Below are 20083 nucleotides of genomic sequence, written 5' to 3'. Positions count from 1 at the left end.
GCCTAACTCAAGCTTCGATGTCGTTACACTGCCATCCGTCAACTGATCTGTACCCACGCTGCCAAGTACCAGCTTTGATGTCGTCACACTGCGATCTGATAACTGCTCCGTACCTACACTGCGCAGCTCCAGCTTCGATTTGGTCACACTACCATCTGACAACTGCGCCGAGCCTATGCTGCCTAGCTCCAGCTTCGATGTCGTTACACTTCCGTCCGACAACTGCTCCGTACCCACACTGCCTAGTTCCAGCTTCGATGTCGTCACACTGCCGTCCGACAACTGCTTCGTGCCTACGCTGCCTAGTACCAATTTCGTCGTCGTCACACTTTCATTCGCCAGCTGCTCCGAACCTACACTGCCTAGTTCCAGCTTCGATGTCGTTACGCTTCCGTCCGACAACTGCTCCGTTCCTACGCCGCCTAGCTTCAGCTTCGACGTCGTCACGCTTCCGTCTGCCAGCTGCTCCGTCCCCACACTGTCGACGGACAACAACTTACTGTCGATAGAGCCTTCCTTAAGCTTTCTGCCCAAAATACTGTTGTCAGCAATTCGGTCAAACACAAGCACATCATTAGCCAAATGAGCTAGTGTAATCGTGCCCTTGCGAACGTGATAGCCTTGAATCGAATCGGATTTCAAATGTTTGCCGGCAAGTGATTCGAGCTGTACATGCTCGCTTGAGACGGCATCTTGAGCCAGCTTTGCACTCGTCACCGACTCATCCTGCAATGCATGTTCGTTTACACTATTTATTGTTAAATGCGTTGCATTTACCGACTCTGGCTTAAGCTGCTTCGCGCCGATCGACAATTCCGCTATTTTACCCGACGTAATGGCTCCTGGTGCGATATGATCCGTACCTACAGCACCTTTGCTTATGACATCAGCACCTACGGAATCGTTTTGCAATTGCGCTGGTCCAATACTGTTTGCTGTCAGCTTTTCAATCGTAATCGAATCATCCGCCAAATGCGCGGCATGAACCGCCCCTTCTCCCAAATGGATTCCAAGCACGGATGCATTTCCCAAATGACGGCTAAGCACCGCTTCATTTGCTATCTGCTTTGATTGCACAGCGCCGTAAGCTAGTTTAGCAGATGTAATGACACCATCTTGAAGGTGCTCATTTCCGATCGATTGATCAGCCAAATGTTCAGCTCCAATTGCATGAGCTTCAATATGGGTCGAGCGAATCGATTCTGCTTGTATGTGGTGGGAAGCAATCAAATTGGCTCCGAGATGCCCTGGCATAATAGCTTGAGACGCAATCTTGACACTCGATACGCTTCCGTCTGCGAGCTTGCCAGTCGAGACGCTTAAATCAGCCAGCTTATCCGTCGTAACCGATTCAGGGGAAAGCTTTAATGAATTTACAGTATGATCTGCCAAATGATGCGAAAAAACTGCACCTGAAGCAATAGCTTGATCCGTGACAGCGCCTTTCGTTAGCTTGCTGCTCGTAACTGAACCGTCTTGCAGCTTTTTGTTATCTACAGCATCCTTTGCGAGATGGCGCCCTTCAATGATCTCCGATTTTAAATGCATGCCGTTCACTGCTTCAGAAGAAATCGCTTCACCCGTTACGGCACCCTTAGTAAAATGATACGACCTTAACACTTCAGGAGCCAGCTTCTGAAACGTTACCGATTCATCCTGAAGATGCCGGGATTCAATAGCAAAGTTTGCTATGACTTTACTATCAACAGCACCATCAGCCAGCTTACTTCGCGTTATTGAAGCATCCGCTAATTGAGTAGTACCAACAGCCTCCATACCAATATGGTCAACACGAATGGATAATGGCGCGATTTTATCTTCATTAACAATGCCGCTTTGTAGATGATCCCGTTTAATTGCATTTGGTGCAATATGCTTCATGTTTACTGCATCTGTTGTCAGATGCGCCTGCAATATTTGCCCATCAGCAATTTTGTCGGATGTAATGCTTCCAGAGCCCAAATGACGGCTGTGAACGGAGTCATTCGCGAGCTTCTGAGCATTAACGGATTGATCAGAAAGCTTGGAAATCGTTATCGAATGATCAACAATTTTAATGGTGGATACCGATTGATCCGCAAGCTTCCTAGAGTTAATGGACTGATCCGCGATGTGCTCACTTGTTATTTGCCCTGTTCCAACGTGGGAGCTTAGAACGGCCGCTGCTTGCAGATGAGATGAAGATACCGATTCGTCCGCTAATTGTTCTGCTTTTACCGCTTTTGGCTGCAGTTCCCTTGTTCCGACTGCTCCTTCTGCTAGATGTTCCGCGGCTATGTCTCCGAGGGCCAAATGCTTTCCCTGAATAATACCAACTGCGACATGCTCAGATAGCAGCAATCCAGGCTTCAAATGCTCCGCTTCAATCGCTTCTGCTGCTATCTTCTCACTCGTAACAGCTGAGTCACGAAGCTTGGAATGTGTTACTGCTCCTTCAGAAAGCTTTGAGTTGTCAACGGCTTCATTAGCCAAATTTTCCGGTCGAATCGTTCCGCTTTTAATTTTATCGCCAGTAATGGCTTGATCGGCAAGCAGGTCTGTTGTAATGAGCAATGACTTCAAATGCCTGGATTCGATTGACCCTTCTGCAATTTTGTCCATACTGATCGTACGATCCGCAAGCTTCTCTGACGAGATGCTGCCATCTTGAAGCTTATTGCCAGAAATTGAATAATCCAATATTTTGTTTCCAGTAATTGAGTGGTTTACCAAATGCTCGCCCATAATCGATTCTTTTGCAATTTTAGCGGAGTTGATTGTGCCGTCAGCTAAATGGATGGTGTGAATGGAATAATCGGCAATCGTGCTTGCCTGCACGCTGCCTGCTGCCAGCTTGCTGCTATCGATCGACCCAGGTGCAATTTTCTCTGAAGTAACCGAAAAGTCTACCAAATCATCCGTGTATATAAAAGCTGGAGGACCTTCCGGTGCCAATTTCTCATCAAGTTTCTCAAACTTTTCTTCCAAGCTTAACTGAGCAATCTGCTGGGCAAGCTCTTCGACAGCGAGCTGCTCTTGCTCTTCAATCTGGTGCAGCTGTTCCAGCGTATCCAAATGCTCTAATTGCTCCTGCTGCTCTTCTCCTTGCGATTGTTCCAATTGTTCATTTCGTTCCAGCTGCTCCCCTAGCTCCAACAGCCGTGCTTGCTCCTGCTGCTCTTCTTCTTGCGATAGTTCCAGTTGTTCCAGTTGTTCCGGCTGTTCCCCTTGCTCCAACAGTTCTACTTGCCCCACTTGTTTCTGCTGCTCTTGCTCCAGCTGTTCTGCTTGCTCCCCTAGTTCCACTTGAATAAGCTGTTCTAGCTGTTCAATCTCCTCAGAGTCCTCCACCGTGACAACTTCCGAATCCGTCTGCTCTAATGGATTCTCGAGTATAAGAGCGAGTGCGTTAATGCTCGCTTTCTCCTTCTCTTCTTCCTCTTTTTTAATCAATGTTTTAGCTGCATGTGCTTGTGCAACAGCGGCCTTCTTCCTGTTCAAATCATCTAGCCACTTTAACTCGGAAGCATTCGGATTATCAACATAAAAAAGCGGCTTTCGCCCCTTCGGGCTTTTCCCTTTTCTGTTTTTTGTCATAGTCCTCTCCTTCTTCCACCTGAAATGTCATAGGTAATATATGCAGGTACCCATGGGCTCGCTACAAGGAGTACAGACAAATGTATATATGCGGCTTTTAACAAACAAAAAACCGCGGGAGCATGCTGCTCTCCGCGGTTTCTGTTTCAACTGTTTTAACTATTTCGATCTGGACAATAAGTATAAGAAATAAGGTGCTCCAATAACAGCAACAACAATGCCTGTTGGAATTTCATTTGGCTGGAATGCCCATCTGGCAAGTGTATCCGCCACAATAACGAGCAGCGCGCCTACAAATGCTGAAGCTGGCAATAATACCTGATGCTGCGGACCGACAAGTCTTCTTGCCAAGTGAGGCGCTATGAGTCCGACAAATCCAATGCCCCCGCCGACAGCAACGCAAGAACCAGCTAGGCCTACCGCTGCAGCAAGCAGCAATGCCCGCTCCTTGTTCACTTGAGCTCCAAGTCCAACTGCCAATTGATCGCCTAAATTTAATGCATTCAATGCTTTCGCCTTATATTGCACGATTGGAAAAATAACGATTAACCATGGGAGCAGTGCAAGCACATACTTCCAGTTCGTTCCCCAAATGCTCCCCGCCATCCATACAGCAAAAAACTGATATTTCTCAGGTGTTAGACGCAAAATCAGAAGCTGCATCGCTGCGCTAATGCCCGCCGCTACAGCGATCCCAACCAATATCATCCGAGTTGGCAATAACCCTCGATGTCTTTTATACGAAAGTACAAAAATAAGCAATGCGGTAAACGATGCTCCGATTAATGCAAGAAACGGCATCAAAAATATAGAGCCCTTTTCCGTCGTCGGATAAAAAGAAATAAACAAGATAACTGCAAGCCCTGCGCCCGCGTTTATACCCARCAGCCCTGGATCAGAAAGCGGGTTGCGCGATAATCCTTGAATAATACAGCCCGATACTGCAAAACCTGCGCCAATTAATATAGAGATGACAATCCGCGGCAAGCGGAAATCAAATAGAATTAGCTCCTGCTTAGCCGTTCCCGATCCAATTAACGTTTTGAATACGTCAAGCGGCGCTAAGCGAATAAAACCGGTGTTCATACTGATGATAACGGACAAAACAATAAGTACGCTAAGCACGGTCATTACGAGGACTGCGCGTTTTCTTCTACGCAGTTCGGTTTCGGTAATAAAGTAAGTATTCATGCTTATTCTCCCTTCATTCTTGTTACAAGATAGAGGAAGAACGGAACGCCGATAACCGCGATTATAATACCGATAGCCACTTCCTGAGGCGGATTAATCAATCGCCCGCCAATATCTGCCAGAACCATAAGTAAACTTCCCAAAACCGCCGAGCATGGAATGATCCATCTATAGTCGACACCAACTAGGAATCGTGAGATATGAGGAATAATCAAGCCTACAAAACCGATAGAGCCTACCGCTGAAACGGCGGTGCCTGCCAGCAATAAGACTATAATGACGCCTGCTGCTTTTACTAGGCAAGTTCGTTGTCCAAGACCTGCAGCAACATCATCGCCTAAGCTTAACAACGTAATGGAGCGCGATAACACGATGGCGCCAAGCAGTCCACCAACTACCCATGGCCATACAATTTGAATTTGCAGCCATTTCGTTCCGGCTACCCCGCCAGCATACCAAAAAGCCAAATCCTGGCCAATTTTATAATAAATCGCTATGCCTTCTGTTATAGCAAGCAGCAATGCCCCTACAGCCGCACCAGCCAGTGTAAGCCGCACAGGTGTTAGGCCGCCTTTTGCTAATGAGCCGATTCCGTATACGAGTCCCATTGCAACTGCTGCACCCGCAAAACACACAAACATAAGACCAAGATAAGATATCGAAGGGAAAAAAGCAAAGCAAAGCGCCAACATAAAACCTGCTCCTGCGTTAATTCCGAGCAAGCTCGAGTCTGCTAATGGGTTTCTAGTCATGCCTTGCATAACAGAACCTGCGACAGCGAAAGCTGCTCCCACCAAAGCAGCGGCTAACGCACGCGGCATACGAAGCTCTTTAATAATTTGATGCTGAATGTTCTCCTCATTGAAGTGGAATACGCCATCCCACACTGTTGAGAGACTGATATTTGCAGCACCGACGGAGATAGATAATGCAAGCGATAATAAGAGTGCTGCAAACCCGCCAAATAAAATAATCGTAGCCACTAGAGGCCGTGTGCGCAGCTTTGTGCCTGCCAGCGCTTTCTTGCTTGATAGAGAAGACATTTGAAAACTACCCTTCTGTATGTATACTTTGGTTGATAAAAAATGCTTCATAAAGGAAGTCTGTTTCCAGACACAAAAAAAACCCACTCAACTGATAACGATTCTCGTTTTCAATATAGCAGATTTTTCATATGTTTTCAATGCAATAATATAGATATTTCGTGCTGCCTTAATGCCGCTTCCTATCAAGTAGAAAGTCTTCCTCTCATAGCATTAGTCGTAAAGCGGTTAGGTGAGAATCTGCTGATCGACAGTTCTCCCTGCTTTTCTTCCAATAGATCAGCAACAATATGAGCTGTGACAGGACTTAGCAAAATACCGTTGCGATAATGACCTGCGGCCATTATGACGGCTGGCATTCCCTCTACTTGCCCAAGCATTGGCATTCCATCTCGCGTTGCGGGACGCAAGCCTGCCCACCGATGCGCGGTTTCTTTGCCTTTTAGAAATGGAAAAAGCTGATTGCTGCTGCGAATTAAGCGGCCGATGCCTCGTTCTGTCACACTCGTCTCAAAGCCCGCGACATCTTCAGAAGCACCGCATACGAGCCGAGCATTTCTTTTTCCGACCCAATAGGCTTGGCTTGAGAAGATCATATGGCGAACTTCAGTTTCTTGATGCTCGTAAGAGCAGATTTGTCCCCGAATGGGATGAATCGGAACAGAGAGTCCAAACCATCGTTCATACTCACCTGACCAAGCGCCCGCGCAGACGACTAGCCGATCGGCATGAGCCTTCTTTATCATCGTTTCTGCTCGGACAGATGCTCCCCCGCTCAGTTGAACCGCAACCTCTACAATTTTACCCGCATGGGATAGGATGACGACACCTAACCTCCGGCAAGCTTCTTCAAGCGCTGCAGCAAGCTTTGGCGCGTACACATGGCTTTCCTTTGGCGTAAATACGCCAGCAATTGCCGAATGAGCAAGCATCGGCTCCAGCTTCCTAAGCTGAGCTGCATCAATAAGCTGAGCTTCGGCTCCCCATTCATTTTGCCACTGCAATCTGGATTGTATGGGCAAGACGTCTGCTTCATGCATAAAAACGTTAATGCTGCCGCTCTCTACCCACTCTGCCGACATGCCGGATTGTTCCTCGATCGCTTTAATCCACGCCGGGTAGCTGCGGTAGCTGTTTAAGCACAGCTGAAAAAATGGATCGGGCTGCTCCGTATTTTCTGAAAATGGAGCAAGCATGCCTGCCGCTGCGCCGGATGCTTGCCCTCCGATTGCGCTTGGCTCAATGAGAGTTACGTTCATGCCTCTGCGCGCCGACTCGAAGGCACAAGACAAACCAATAATGCCGCCTCCAAGTATAATTACCGATTGGGGCATTATTGTTCCCCTCCTGCGCTAGCTCCTGTTTCAAATAATGAACCTGCCCAATCACTGCTTGCAGATGCATAACGTTTTTTCGGTATGCGGCCAGCCAGCCATGCCAGCCGCCCTGCTTCAATTGCTAATCGAAATGCGCGAGCCATCATAATCGGGTCCTGTGCCTTAGCGATAGGCGTATTAGCCAAAATGCCGTCAGCGCCCAGCTCCATCGCTTCCGCAGCGTCCTTCGCCGATCCAATACCCGCATCGATGATGACTGGAACCCTCGACTGCTCCGCAATAAGCCCGAGGTTATAGGGATTGAGCAATCCGAGCCCGGATCCAATTGGCGATCCTCCAGGCATGATTGCTGAAGCTCCTGCCTCCTCTAATCTCCGGCATAGGATTGGGTCATCGGATGTATAAGGAAGAACGATAAAACCCTCGTTTGCTAGCTGCTCCGTAGCACGCAGCGTTTCTATAGGGTCAGGCAGAAGTGTTCGATGGTCTCCGCTGATTTCAACCTTAATCCAGTTGCCAAGCCCAGCTTCTCTCGCCAGACGCGCAATTCGAACAGCCTCCTCCGCTGTTCTCGCACCAGATGTATTCGGCAAATATTGCATTTGTCTATCTTCAAAGTGTTGTAGTACCGAATCGTCCTCAACACTCTCTAGATTAACCCTTCTAACCGCGAACGTAATAACCTCCGAACCCGACGCTTCAAGCGCTTGCTGCAGTACAGCAGGACTTGGAAATCGCCCCGTACCGAATAAAAAACGCGACCGCAGCGCATGTCCTCCAATAAGAAGGGTATCTTCATTATCCCAATTTGCCAATATGTTCAGCCCCCTCCAACAAAATGTACAAGTTCTATAGAGCTTCCGCCAAGTAATTCAGTTTCAGCCCACCTTGCACGTTGTACGATCATACCGTTAAGCTCAATAACGAGCTTTTTATGTTGTTGTCCCAGCTGGACGACCAGTTCCTCCACTGTTTTAGCGCTGGTCTGCTCCTCGCGGCCATTAATCTTCACTATCTTAAAGGGAGGAACATATTCAGAATGGTGTGCATCGATTTTCTTTAAGAAAGCCTGACAAACACTAGCCGGATCATTATGGCTAACAATAGCTGAAACTGCGCATATCCGTGTTGCTCCCGACGCTAGTACGACATCGACATTTTCAAGTGTGATACCGCCAATAGCCACGAACGGTATCGATATATGATGCACTGCTTCCCTGACATAACTTGTAGTAACGGCCATACGGCCCGGCTTTGTTTCGGTAGGGTACACTGGCCCAACGCCGATATAATCGGCTCCCTCCTGTTCAGCAGCTAGCGCTTGCTGCAGGTTATGCGTGGATATGCCAATTATCCGGTCAGCACCAAGCCATTCTCTTGCTTTGGCAATTGGCATATCATCCTGGCCTAAATGAACACCGTCAGCATCCGTCTCAAGAACAATATCAGGATAATCATTAATGATAAGAGGCACTTTATATTTTCGCGTTAGTATTCGAAGGGCTTTGGCCTCTTCAAGCACCTCTTCCCTCGTCCCCGTTTTGTTGCGAAGCTGAACCATTTGAGCTCCGCCAATCAGCGCCTGCTCCATCACTTCAACGACGGATCTGCCAGGGTGATTGGATTTCGCTGTAATGGCGTAGAGCTTGAAGTTCCGCCAATCTGGTCTACTCATCTTCAAACACAACCTTTCATCAAACAAATCATTTTTTTTCATTTCATAAGAACGTTTTAATGAGATTAATTGCATTCTCCGCATCCGCTGTGCCTTGCACAAGCACTCGTCCATCTGGGAAGAGAATCAGCTGCTCTCCGCTTGAGATCATCGCTTTCACTAAATACCGATTCACGGTGAGCGTGCAGCCAATCGCTCGCAAAGTTTGCTCTACCTCTTTTAAATCAAACGGCTTGCCTAACGTCACCTGCACCGTATCCCTCCCGCATAATACGGTCGAGCTTATTTGAGTGTCTTCCGCTCTATCAGTTTCAAAACAACGCTTGTCGTCAGTTGCTCCATCAGGCGTTTGACCACAGAATGGACACTCGGTACTGACTGCCGGAAGCTCCGATTCCCGCATTCGGAATGACCATAAATCAATGCTCAACCACGTTTTACGCAGCGCCGAATCATTGCCCGTGAGCCATTTTATCGCCTCAGCTGCTTGCATAGATGCAATCCATTCAACCGCTGGAGCAAGTACGCCCACCGTATCACAAGTATCTGCCTCCTGCTCCATATCATCTGCTCCGATTAAGCAGCGCAAGCAAGCTGTCTCTCCAGGAATTAATGTTGCCTGCATGCCCTGCGCCCCAGCCACCCCGCCATAAACAAATGGGATTCGCTGTCTAAAGCATTGGTCGCTGACCAGCAGCCTTGTCGCTGCATTATCCGTCCCATCAAGGACGAGATGGACTCCTTCGGCGAGAAATCCGATGTTCTGTGCATTCACATCCGCTACTTTCGCCATAATGTTTACACTGCTGTTAATTTTGCAAAGCCGATTGGCTGCGGCCACTGCTTTGGGCATCACAGCCAGCGCGTCCGCCTCGTCAAAAAGCATTTGGCGCTGCAAGTTGCTGGGCTCAACAAAGTCCCTGTCTACCAGCCTAACTTCCCCGACACCGGCTCTTACCATATGCTGCGCAAGCGAAGCGCCTAATGCGCCAACACCGACGATAAGCACCGAGGCATCGGCCAGCTTCCGCTGGCCTGCCTCTCCAATTAAAGCAAATCTCGTTTGCCTCGAATAACGATCTGCAAAAGCATCAAGAACAGAATCAACCATAAATCTTGCTCCCTGCCGCCTTGAATGCATCTGATTTTTCCTTCATCCCCGCTTCAATGGCTTCCGTTGTTTCCATATCGTTTTGCGCGGCATACTCCCTTATATCTTGGGTGATTCGCATGCTGCAAAACTTCGGCCCGCACATGGAGCAGAAATGAGCAGATTTCGCTGCATCTGCCGGAAGCGTCTCATCGTGATAAGCCATCGCACGCTCTGGATCAAGCGACAGATGGAATTGATCACGCCAACGAAACTCGAATCGCGCTTTGGACAATGCATCATCACGCAGCTTCGCTCCCCGGTGCCCCTTCGCCAAGTCAGCCGCATGCGCCGCAATTTTGTACGTAATGACGCCTTCCTTCACATCCTCCTTATTCGGGAGGCCAAGGTGCTCCTTCGGTGTTACATAACAAAGCATTGCCGTGCCGAACCATCCAATCATTGCAGCTCCAATTGCCGAAGTAATATGATCATAGCCTGGCGCGATATCGGTCGTTAGCGGTCCTAATGTATAGAAAGGCGCTTCATCGCACACCTCTAGCTGACGATCCATATTTTCTTTGATCAAATGCATAGGCACATGGCCAGGGCCTTCAATCATCACTTGTACATCATGTTTCCATGCGATCTTCGTTAACTCCCCCAATGTATCCAGCTCAGCAAACTGAGCAGCGTCATTGGCATCTGCTATAGAACCGGGTCTCAGGCCGTCACCGAGCGAGAATGATACGTCGTATGCTTTCATAATTTCACAAAYGTCTTCAAAATGCGTATATAGGAAATTTTCCTTATGATGTGCCAGGCACCAAGCTGCCATAATTGATCCCCCTCGCGAGACAATACCCGTAACGCGCTTTGCCGTGAGTGGTATGTAGCGCAGCAGCACACCTGCATGAATCGTAAAATAGTCGACGCCCTGCTCGGCTTGTTCAATAAGCGTATCGCGGAATACTTCCCAGCAAAGGTCTTCTGCTTTGCCATTTACCTTCTCCAATGCTTGATAAATGGGGACTGTTCCAACTGGAACTGGTGAATTCCGCACGATCCACTCCCGCGTCGTATGGATGTTTTTCCCCGTGGACAAATCCATAATCGTATCGGCTCCCCAGCGCGTCGCCCAAGTCATCTTCTCCACTTCCTCTTCAATCGAAGAAGCTACAGCAGAGTTGCCGATATTAGCATTGATTTTAACGTGAAACTGCCGCCCAATAATCATCGGCTCACTTTCAGGATGGTTGATATTCGTCGGAATAATGGCACGGCCGGCTGCAATCTCGCTGCGTACAAATTCTGCACTCATCCCTTCGCGAATAGCGATGTATTCCATCTCAGAAGTTATGATCCCTTTGCGGGCGTAATGAAGCTGCGTAACATTTTGCCCTGTTTTGGCACGAAGCGGTTTCCTCGTTAGCCCCGGGAATCGTTCCGCGCCTCGCTGCTCTGCTTTTTCAGCCGAAATAAATCCGTTATCCTCCGGTTTGATTTCCCTGCCCTCATAGGGCTCTACATCACTACGCTCCAAGATCCATTCGCTGCGAATACCGGGCAAACCGCGCCGAACATCTGCCTTATACGTTTCATCGGTATATGGGCCGCTTGCATCATAAACTCTTACAGGTTCATTCGGCAGCTCTTCACCATTTCTGCCAGTACTAGCTTCAAGTGCAATTTCTCTCATCGGAACACGGATGTTTCCCTTTGAGCCCTCGACGTACACCTTGCGGCTGCCCGGAAGCGGAGTAGAAAAAATAGTCATAACAAAAACCTCCTAATGGAATAATAGAATTCCTCCTGGAGGCATACGCAAGCATATGAGAAAGTATAAAACACCGCTGCTATACAAGTAGCTAGGCTGCTACAAGAGCTTCAATTGCTGGAGCGTGCATGGCGGCCACAAAGCTTATCGATTCACTGGCGCCAAACAAAAAAACCGCTCCAGCAAAGGAGCGGTCGAAGAGTGTCGTCATGCGAGTGTTATCTTGCAAGGGTTCCCCCTAAGCAGATAAAGTCATGCCGCATAAGCTGAGGCTTCAGCAGATTCCGGCAGAGCTTTCACGCGCAAAGCATAAACGCACAATCCCACTTTCCTACGCTGGCATAACCCAGATCAGGTTCAAAGGGACCAAAGCGATTCGCTTTATCTCAGCCATTACGGCGCCCCTAGTGGATTTCCTTGTTTGACTATACCGTTTAGTAAAGAAGGGTGTCAACCCTCTATTTTCCAAACCGCGGAAAAATACAGCCTGCTACAGTCCGCTTTCCTTCAGCAGCCTTACCCATCGATCAGCGGTGTGACGCCATGTGAATGTCTGCTCCACACGCTCGCGGCTGCGGCGCCCCAGCTTCTGCCTGAGCTGTTTATCGCGAAGCAGCAGATGCAGCTTTTCTCGCAGCTCTCGCTCGATATGAAGCTGATTGACCAAATAGCCCGTTTCACCATTACGGATAATTTCTTTCATTCCGCCTGCACGTGTTGCGACTACCGGAACGCCGCAGGACATCGCCTCGACATTTACGAGCCCAAATGCCTCCCTCTGTCCAGATGGAACGACCGCTACATCAGCAACGAGCATCCAGCTGGGCACTTCCGAATGCGGCACGTAGGGCACAAAACGAACATGACCCGGACATTTGCGTCCAAGCTGTTCAAGCTTGCGCGCATAAGCCGTTTTGCGATGCGAGCCATAAAATGGGCTCCCTACGATGATAACGACGAGCTCCGGGTGGCTTTTGGCAAGCTGCGGCACGATATTGAGAAGATGATGAACGCCCTTAAGCGGAATAAGCCTCCCCATAAAAAGCACCACTTTTTTACCATGCAATCCTCTCTTTTGCCTTAAACTCTCCCGTTTAGCTGATCCTTCGGAGGAATATTGTGAAGGGAACCTGGCCGTATCTACCCCAGGATAAATGACTCGCAGCTTCGAAGCGACCTCTGGCGCTTTCGACACTACAATTCGCCTTAGAAACTCGCTATTTACGATGATTCTATCTGCGGCCTGCAAGCACTTATGCAAGTTTGCAGAAGAAATATAAGAGGGTGAAATAAAGGTGGAGGAATGCAAATAAAGCCAGACTCGTTTGCCTGGATTCAATCGCTTCATCGTTAGCACAAATTGGGGACGATTCTCGACGTCGATGACGTGAGGGGAAAAACGGTGAACCGCATGTCCTACCTCTTGAATATATCGCTGCTTATTGCCCGCTGCAAACCGTTCACAAACAACACCGTTAAATTGTCCTTGACGAGGCAATCGCTTGCTCAGTCTTCCAAATATACGAGGTTCCGCGTAAGGCTTAAGCAGCGGGGCAAATTTCTCTACCACTCGCTCAACCGAGCTGCTCCCTGATGATGGAATCGGGAAGGAGCCTGGTGTTACAATTGCAACTTTAATAGGTGCCATTTATTCGTATGCCTCCTGCATGATCTGCTTTTTTTGCAGTATCATACGTATCTAGCAACGGCTTTGGCACGGCGTTTCCAAGGCTATAGCTTGAATTTCATTTGGAATAGTCCAGCTCTTCGAGCTGCCATATAGATAATCACGACAAGCGGTCCGATGAATACACCGATAACACCGACGAGCTTGAAGCCGACATATAAACTTACAAGCGCAGACAATGAGCCGATCCCTACAGAATCACCGAGAATTTTAGGCTCTACGATGCGGCGGAAAACGGTAATCACTAGAAATAGAATAATTAGCCCTACCCCTACAAAAACATTGCCCGTCAGCAGCAAATAACTTCCCCATGGCACAAGTACAGAACCTGTTCCAAGAATCGGCATAATATCAACAATGATAATAAGCAGCGCGATAGCAAGCGGATATTTGACATTAAGTATGAGCAAACCGATCAACGAAATGATGTAGGTGAGTGCACTCAAAATAAACTGCGAACGCAAGAAACCAAAAATCGACTTTTTGAGATTGTTCAGCACATCATTGACCTGAGGCTGCGATTTTTCTTCAAATAATGAAAGCACCGTTGCCTTCATCGTATTTAGACTAAAGCTCATCATGTATACCGCCACCAAGAAAACGATAAAGAAGATGAACATGCCCGGAATGCTTGAGGCGAAAGCGATAACGGTGTTCGATAGCGTACCCACCATTTTCGTTAATGTACTCGTTAGCTCCATTAGCCATTTCTCTAACGTTTCAATGGCGTCAGGAGGGAAGTTTTGATATAACGATTGTGCCTGAAACATGAGATCGTCTACCATCCCATTGGCATTTTCGAAGTATTGGGGCACTTTTTTGAAAAAGGCTATTAATTCGGCTACCACTTTCACGCCAAGCAGCGCGATTAGTCCGATGAGAATAACCGTAAACAGGCTGCTTGATATTGTAGCTGCCACCAGCCGATTCATTCGGAATTTTTTCATAAACAGCTGATTAAGCGGCTCAAGAAAAATAGCTACAACAAGCGCAAGCAAGAAAGGAGCACCTACCGTAAAAAACAGATAGAGCAACAATAACCCTAAAGCGATAAATACGATTGTCTTAATAGACACAGCTTCTCCTCCTCTCTATTCTTTTATATGCACTTTACGCCACTCTTAAACCGGCTCTTTCATACTAATCCAGCACTGCGCTGCGCTCATGGAAATTAACATCTTTATAGTACATATCCTTAACAAGGAGATTAGGTCCGCAGCATGAAGCGACCGGGCAGTGACAATTCACACTTTGCGCAAGGGAATGGTCCAGCCATTTATCAAATAAATCCTCCAATTTGGACGAACCGATGTTGCCAAAAGCGGGCAYGTCAGAAAAGTCGGTTACAAATACATCGCCTGTAAACAAATTTACGTTCAGTCGATTGCGGCCGTCAGGGTCGTTGCGTACCGTTACATTTCGCTCATTCGCTAATCTTCGCAGCAGCTCACGTTCTGATTTGCTGTCACTGCATGGATAAAAGGGAAGTGTACCGAACAGCATCCATACGGATTGGTCTCGCGCTTTCAGCAAGCGTTCAATAGCTTCCAGCATTTGCTCGCGTGAGAGAACCGGTAAATCCTTCGCAAAGGAGCTTGGATACATCGGATGCACCTCATGCCTCTGACAGCCCATATCCACGATCAGCTGATGAATCTCATCAATTTTGTTATACGTTTTGTAATTGATCATAGACTCCGCAGAAACGAGTACACCTGTCTCGCTAAGGCGACGCGTGTTTTCGATCATACGTTCATATAGCTTGGTCGCAGCTTCGAGCGATACATGGTGATTGGCTTTCGCAAATCCAATTTGGTGAAAATCTTCCGGAGACGTGTAGTTAAACGAAATGTGCATGACGTCTAGATAAGGAGCTAGCTGCTCATAACGGCTGTAAGGCAGCGTCACGTTCGAATTGATTTGGGAGCGAATGCCGCGGCTGCGGGCGTACTGAAGCAACGGCACCATGTAATCACGAACCGTTCGGTCGGAGAAGGATGGCTCCCCGCCTGTAATGCTTATCGTTTCGAGATGCTCCACTTCATCCAGTCGGTCCAACATCTGCTTAAGCGGCAGCTTGGCGGGTTCTGTCATTACAAGTGTATCTCCAACAGCGCAATGCTCACAGCGCATATTGCATAGGTTGGAAACGGTCATTTCGACGCTTGTTAAGCGATGTCTTCCATATTGCTGCAACGAACGAATGGGATCCCACGGATCATTCGTTGGCGAAAGTGTGGATAACGGTGTTCTTGATTGTTGAAATTGTATTGTGTTCATTTTTCTTCAGCACCTGACTTATTTTCTGGAATGAATCATTCTTTAGTTATTGTAATGCGCGCCTGCAAAGGAAGCAAATAAAACGGCAAAAAAAGAAGCAAAAAGGAGCCTAGGCGGCTCCCAATCTGTCTTTCGTTAAATGCCTGAGGCAAACTGCACTTCGCTCGCGTCGTCGTTCACGCTGACGATCATCATCGTGAGCTGCTTCGACAAATCGATTTCGTAAGGCGATTTCAGTTCCTCGCCCGCTTCATTATATAGGATACGAATAATAGGTCTATGCGGGTAAGAATGATTAAGATCTGCTACGATACCCGACTCTCCTGTTTGCAGCTTAACTGTTATTCCAATCGGGTAAATAGCAACCTTATCGCGGAACAGCTGCAGCATTCGCTGCTCGTATAACGTTCCCGTACCGGCATAAAGCCGCTCAATCGCGTGATGCGGAAGCATTGGAGCACTGTAGACCCGATTTGTTGTCATGGCGTCATACGAATCGACCAACCCGATCCACTTCGCATAGTCATGAATTTCATTGCCTTTGATTCCGCGTGGATAACCGCTTCCGTCAATTCGCTCATGATGCTGGAATGCACAGTGGGCAACAAGCAGCGGCAGGTTAGGCTCATCCTTGAGCAGCTCGTAACCGATTCTCGCATGCTGCTTCATCGCTTCGAACTCCTCTTTGGAGAGGGAGCCTGGTTTTCTTAACACATCAATCGCAATCTGCGTCTTGCCGATATCATGAAGGAGAGCGCCCATGCCAAGCGTCGTAAGCTCTTCCTTGGAATAGCCGTTCGACATACCGAGCAGTGTTGTATAAACGCAGACGTTTAAAGAATGCTGGAACAAATAATGATCAACGGAGCTCATGTCCATTAACATGATCATCGCATCCTTATGACCGGAGAGGTCATCGATAATCATATTCATCATATTTTTAAATGGCTGTGCGATATAGGGGTAGGTTACGCCTTTTTTGCGTTTAGGACGATCCATCATTTCGCGGAAATTCGTTCGAATTTCCTTCAGCGCGATTTGCATCGTTTCCTCTCTAATTAAAGAAGGCAGCACAATATCATCCGTCTTCGGATCTGTTATATAAACATATTGAATTCCGCATTGATCCAAGCGGGATATAAGTCTCTCTGTCAGTTCTATGTTTTCGCCAAGAAGCACTATACCCTCTTGAGAAAATATCTTTTTGGCCAGCTTCATACCCGGCCTGCATTTCGCTATTGGCAACAACCGCATTTTCTCGATCCTTCCCCATTAAAAGTCAGCTAACTATTACATCGGAAAAAATCGTTCGTAATGTTAATGTACGGGATATACGGGAAAATCGCAACCATTTTATACTATTTTTTCGACATGATTTGTCGATATTTTTCATATTCTTTGTCAAATCGAGGCATTTTCCCATCTAAGCTGACAACATTCCGTTAATTCAGACGAATTTTGCAGCTGTGCTTCAATCACGTCTCGGATGAATTCTGGCAAGTAATAATTCACTTGCACCGCGTTAGCGAGCGACTCGTAACCCGCCTTGAAACTGAACATATCGATCGTTCCCAGCTTATACAGCCGTTCATTATCCAGCGTTTCTCCATTGACCGTAACCTGAAGGAGTCTATCCATCGGCATTCTGTTCGAGTCATAGGTAACGGTCAAGCCATCTATGGCAAGCGTTCCAAGCACTTCACCGCGAAAGCCGTATCCTTTGATCGGCTTATGGATAAATTCGGGCAGCAGCGCTTGCTCCAGCGCTGTCCTTATATCCGTGCCTGCAATGAGCATGAGGCACGGATTAATCGGCGACGGACAGAGGGCGTGCAATTCGCCCGCTGTCACGTCCCCTTGCGCGAGGCCGCCGAGCAGCTGTCCTGCGTTGACGATGCCGATTTCGGCATCGGTCCAGCGGCGCAAGCCAGCGGCCAGCAGGTTGCCGAGCGGTGATTCCCGCTCGGCTCTGGCGGGCAGCGGCGCAGAAAGCCGGGCGATAACCCGGCTTAGGCGCTGCTGTCCCGCCTTTAGGTAGCTGCCGATGATGGCGGCAGCTTCGGGATGCTCTGCCATTGCGGCCGTAGGAACGCAGGTTGCGCGGAACATTGGGCGTGAGGAAACGTTGTCCATTCCGATTTCTACTCGCCCAATATACTCGCCGAATTTCCSGGCTGCACAAATCGTCGTATCACCGATAACAATCGGCTCTTCCAATAAATGATGGGTATGTGCTCCCAAAATAAGATCGATGCCCTCAAGCTTCTCCGCCATTTGCTTATCGAAGGTAATCCCAATATGGGACATCACTACCAGCACATCTACCTTATCTCTCAGCTTTGCCGCCTGTTCTTGCACCGCCGCGAATGGATCAGATACCTGCCAGCCTAGCAATGAATAAAAGTCAGAAAAGGCCGCTGTGACGCCTATGATACCGATTCGAAGTTCATTTTTATCAATAATCGTACTTGGCAGCAGCCAATCAGGCTGCTCACCCGTAGCAGCCTCGTGCATATTGGCACAAACGACAGTAAACTGAGCGCGATCGGTATACGCCTCCGAAATCGTCTGAGAAGAATAAGTAAGCCCTTCATTATTGCCAAGTGTTATTACTTCATAACCAGCTTGATTTAAAAGTTCTACATTAACGATCCCATCGCTGCCTTCGGTCTCCACTCGCATGCGATCCATATGATCTCCGCAGTCTACCGCAAGCACTCGCTCATTGCCCCAGCTTCGTCTTTCCTCTGCGATAAATGAAGCGATCTTGGCGGCATGCTCCAAACGACTATGTATATCATTGCTATGAAGAAGCACTACCCGTGTACGAAAACTGTCCGTCAAATTCATGCACGCCTCCTTAATGCCTGTACTCAGCGACACAAAACCAGTCTACTTGTTCTTACGCAAATCATTCATCGAAAATGTATGCTTAAAACCATATGCTGCTTCAACCTGCGTATTTGGCTCATCGTGTCCCATTTTGAGTTTAACGATGCTTTTCACATTTAAGCATTTGCTGCTGCCGTTGGGCACATAAAGGCGGATAGGGCCTGCCTTCTGCAAAGGCAAGCCATTAATTCGGTAAAGCACAGCCGCCTGATCAAGCTGCTCCCATGGAATAGTAGCCTCGAAAGAATCCGCCGCTTCTACGATTAAATAAGATGGCGTCTTGGACGCTGCAGCATTCTCAGAATTATTGTCCCTCATCCATGCAGCGTACCATTGATATAAGTCAAATGCTTCACCTTCAGCATCCGGCACTCTGCCTGCAATAAGGAAGCTTGCGCCCGAAAGTTTTTCCATCTCCTCTGGGGTCGTAACGGACATTCCTATCTCAAAATGTTCAATCTTGATCTCATGCATCAGCTGCTCGTCAGCCTCCAATCTGCGACATCCGCCGTTCGGTAGGAATATGAGTTTGTGCGCTGTCAGCCAGCTTAGCCGCCATTTCATGATTTTCCGGCTTAATGTCCATCGATTTCAGCAGCAACTGCTGCATTTCCTCTGGATGCCCGAATGCTTCTCTTACATTCAGCTCATCTACCCAATATAGGCAAGGCTTAATGGACCCATCCGCAGTCAAGCGCAGCCTATTGCAATTGCTGCAGAAGTGATCGCTGATAGGATGAATAAGCCCGAAGGAGCCGCGGCCGCCCTTCATTTGCCAATCCTCTGAAGGACCGTTTCCATGCACGTTTGGTCCGCGGCTAATCGTATAGCCCTCTTGCTCTGCTACTTCCAGTACACGCGAAAGCGGCAAATAATGCTTTTTCCAATTTTCATCCGCATGGCCGATTGGCATATATTCAATAAATCTAACATGCATCGGCTGCTCGTAAGCGAGTTTTAAAAATGCAGCAATTTCATCCTCATTTACTTCTTTAAGAAGCACGCAATTCAGCTTAATTGGATCGAAGCCTACTGCTGCTGCCGCTTCGATTCCTTCCATCACACGTTTTAATTCCCCGCTTCTTGCAATAAAACGAAATCTTGCGGAGTCCAGCGTATCTAAACTAATATTGACACGATTCAAGCCTGCTGCTCGTAGCGCTTCCGCTTGTTTGGCTAGAAAAACACCATTCGTCGTTAATGCTATATCTTTAATGCCAGCTATGGCAGATAATCTTTTAATTAAACCATCGAGACCCGGCCTTATAAGCGGCTCGCCTCCGGTAATGCGCAGCTTCGTAATGCCAAGCGCCGCACCCGCTTCAACTACCTCGACAATTTGATCATAGGAAAGTAAATTTTCTGATTCTGTGAATTCCATTCCTTCCTCTGGCATGCAATACAAGCATCGCAAATTACAACGATCCGTTACTGAAATACGTAAGTAATCGTGTACCCGTCCAAAACGATCCGTCAATGTCGGCATGACCTTCACTCCCTTTCTGTACAAGTATAAGCATAACATTTTTTCTTGA

The 20083-nt window shown here is 47.9% G+C and carries 15 protein-coding genes, 1 pseudogene and 1 riboswitch; all 16 genes and pseudogenes read right to left on the bottom strand.

Annotation, left to right across the window (positions count from 1 at the left end; genetic code table 11):
- Positions 1–3576: pseudogene (locus tag AB4Z17_RS14585) on the bottom strand (hypothetical protein); the annotation flags it as partial.
- Positions 3577–3735: 159 nt separating this feature from the next.
- Entirely contained in the window at positions 3736–4767 is a 1032-nt protein-coding gene (locus tag AB4Z17_RS14580) for a FecCD family ABC transporter permease (protein ID WP_441909179.1), read from the bottom strand.
- A gap of 2 nt (positions 4768–4769) precedes the next feature.
- The gene (locus AB4Z17_RS14575; RefSeq protein WP_441960462.1) at positions 4770–5810 is read right to left on the bottom strand and encodes a FecCD family ABC transporter permease; all 1041 of its coding nucleotides are present in this window, start codon (positions 5808–5810) and stop codon (positions 4770–4772) included.
- A 185-nt stretch (positions 5811–5995) separates the two neighbouring features.
- Positions 5996–7144 (bottom strand): glycine oxidase ThiO, encoded by a 1149-nt coding sequence (gene thiO, locus AB4Z17_RS14570; protein WP_441960460.1) that lies wholly within the window; start codon positions 7142–7144, stop codon positions 5996–5998.
- The gene (locus AB4Z17_RS14565) at positions 7144–7962 is read right to left on the bottom strand and encodes a thiazole synthase (RefSeq protein WP_441960458.1); all 819 of its coding nucleotides are present in this window, start codon (positions 7960–7962) and stop codon (positions 7144–7146) included. Before AB4Z17_RS14565 ends, thiO begins: the two co-directional genes overlap by 1 nt.
- Positions 7963–7967: 5 nt before the next feature.
- Positions 7968–8822: a thiamine phosphate synthase gene (gene thiE, locus AB4Z17_RS14560; protein ID WP_441960456.1), complete on the bottom strand. Its 855-nt coding sequence runs from the start codon at positions 8820–8822 to the stop codon at positions 7968–7970.
- 43 nt (positions 8823–8865) lie between these two features.
- On the bottom strand, positions 8866–9933 hold the full coding sequence (locus AB4Z17_RS14555) for a ThiF family adenylyltransferase (protein WP_441960454.1): 1068 nt from the start codon (positions 9931–9933) through the stop codon (positions 8866–8868).
- Positions 9926–11689, bottom strand: a complete 1764-nt coding sequence (gene thiC, locus AB4Z17_RS14550) for a phosphomethylpyrimidine synthase ThiC (protein ID WP_441960452.1) — start codon at positions 11687–11689, stop codon at positions 9926–9928. The genes AB4Z17_RS14555 and thiC overlap by 8 nt, the downstream gene beginning before the upstream one ends.
- Positions 11690–11780: 91 nt before the next feature.
- Positions 11781–11918 carry a hypothetical protein gene (locus AB4Z17_RS14545; protein ID WP_441909166.1) on the bottom strand — a complete coding sequence of 46 codons (138 nt, stop codon included), beginning with the start codon at positions 11916–11918 and terminating at the stop codon, positions 11781–11783.
- Between the two features lie 82 nt (positions 11919–12000).
- Positions 12001–12105, bottom strand: a riboswitch (TPP riboswitch).
- 74 nt (positions 12106–12179) lie between these two features.
- Entirely contained in the window at positions 12180–13337 is a 1158-nt protein-coding gene (locus AB4Z17_RS14540; protein ID WP_441960450.1) for a glycosyltransferase family 4 protein, read from the bottom strand.
- 83 nt (positions 13338–13420) lie between these two features.
- Positions 13421–14452, bottom strand: a complete 1032-nt coding sequence (gene ytvI / locus AB4Z17_RS14535; RefSeq protein ID WP_076270261.1) for a sporulation integral membrane protein YtvI — start codon at positions 14450–14452, stop codon at positions 13421–13423.
- A gap of 64 nt (positions 14453–14516) precedes the next feature.
- Positions 14517–15656: a radical SAM/CxCxxxxC motif protein YfkAB gene (yfkAB, locus tag AB4Z17_RS14530; protein WP_441960448.1), complete on the bottom strand. Its 1140-nt coding sequence runs from the start codon at positions 15654–15656 to the stop codon at positions 14517–14519.
- Between the two features lie 135 nt (positions 15657–15791).
- Positions 15792–16910, bottom strand: a complete 1119-nt coding sequence (locus AB4Z17_RS14525) for an HD-GYP domain-containing protein (protein WP_441909164.1) — start codon at positions 16908–16910, stop codon at positions 15792–15794.
- A gap of 147 nt (positions 16911–17057) precedes the next feature.
- A complete protein-coding gene (locus AB4Z17_RS14520; protein ID WP_441960447.1) occupies positions 17058–18506 on the bottom strand; it encodes a bifunctional metallophosphatase/5'-nucleotidase in 1449 nt (482 codons plus the stop codon).
- Between the two features lie 42 nt (positions 18507–18548).
- Entirely contained in the window at positions 18549–19043 is a 495-nt protein-coding gene (locus tag AB4Z17_RS14515; RefSeq protein ID WP_441960446.1) for a hypothetical protein, read from the bottom strand.
- On the bottom strand, positions 19033–20034 hold the full coding sequence (gene moaA, locus AB4Z17_RS14510; protein WP_076270264.1) for a GTP 3',8-cyclase MoaA: 1002 nt from the start codon (positions 20032–20034) through the stop codon (positions 19033–19035). Before moaA ends, AB4Z17_RS14515 begins: the two co-directional genes overlap by 11 nt.
- Between the last annotated feature and the right edge of the window lie 49 nt (positions 20035–20083).

Origin of the sequence: Paenibacillus sp. TAF43_2 (genome assembly GCF_052113545.1) — a bacterium.
Taxonomy (GTDB): Bacteria; Bacillota; Bacilli; order Paenibacillales; family Paenibacillaceae; genus Pristimantibacillus.
This window is presented reverse-complemented; position numbering and strand designations above follow the sequence as displayed.

Bases quoted from the DNA above. Each gene is read 5' to 3' on its own strand.
- AB4Z17_RS14575 (WP_441960462.1), bottom strand. From the start codon at position 5,810: ATGTCTTCTCTATCAAGCAAGAAAGCGCTGGCAGGCACAAAGCTGCGC.
- thiO (WP_441960460.1), bottom strand. From the start codon at position 7,144: ATGCCCCAATCGGTAATTATACTTGGAGGCGGCATTATTGGTTTGTCT.
- thiE (WP_441960456.1), bottom strand. From the start codon at position 8,822: ATGAGTAGACCAGATTGGCGGAACTTCAAGCTCTACGCCATTACAGCG.
- AB4Z17_RS14555 (WP_441960454.1), bottom strand. From the start codon at position 9,933: ATGGTTGATTCTGTTCTTGATGCTTTTGCAGATCGTTATTCGAGGCAA.
- AB4Z17_RS14540 (WP_441960450.1), bottom strand. From the start codon at position 13,337: ATGGCACCTATTAAAGTTGCAATTGTAACACCAGGCTCCTTCCCGATT.
- AB4Z17_RS14525 (WP_441909164.1), bottom strand. From the start codon at position 16,910: ATGCGGTTGTTGCCAATAGCGAAATGCAGGCCGGGTATGAAGCTGGCC.
- moaA (WP_076270264.1), bottom strand. From the start codon at position 20,034: ATGCCGACATTGACGGATCGTTTTGGACGGGTACACGATTACTTACGT.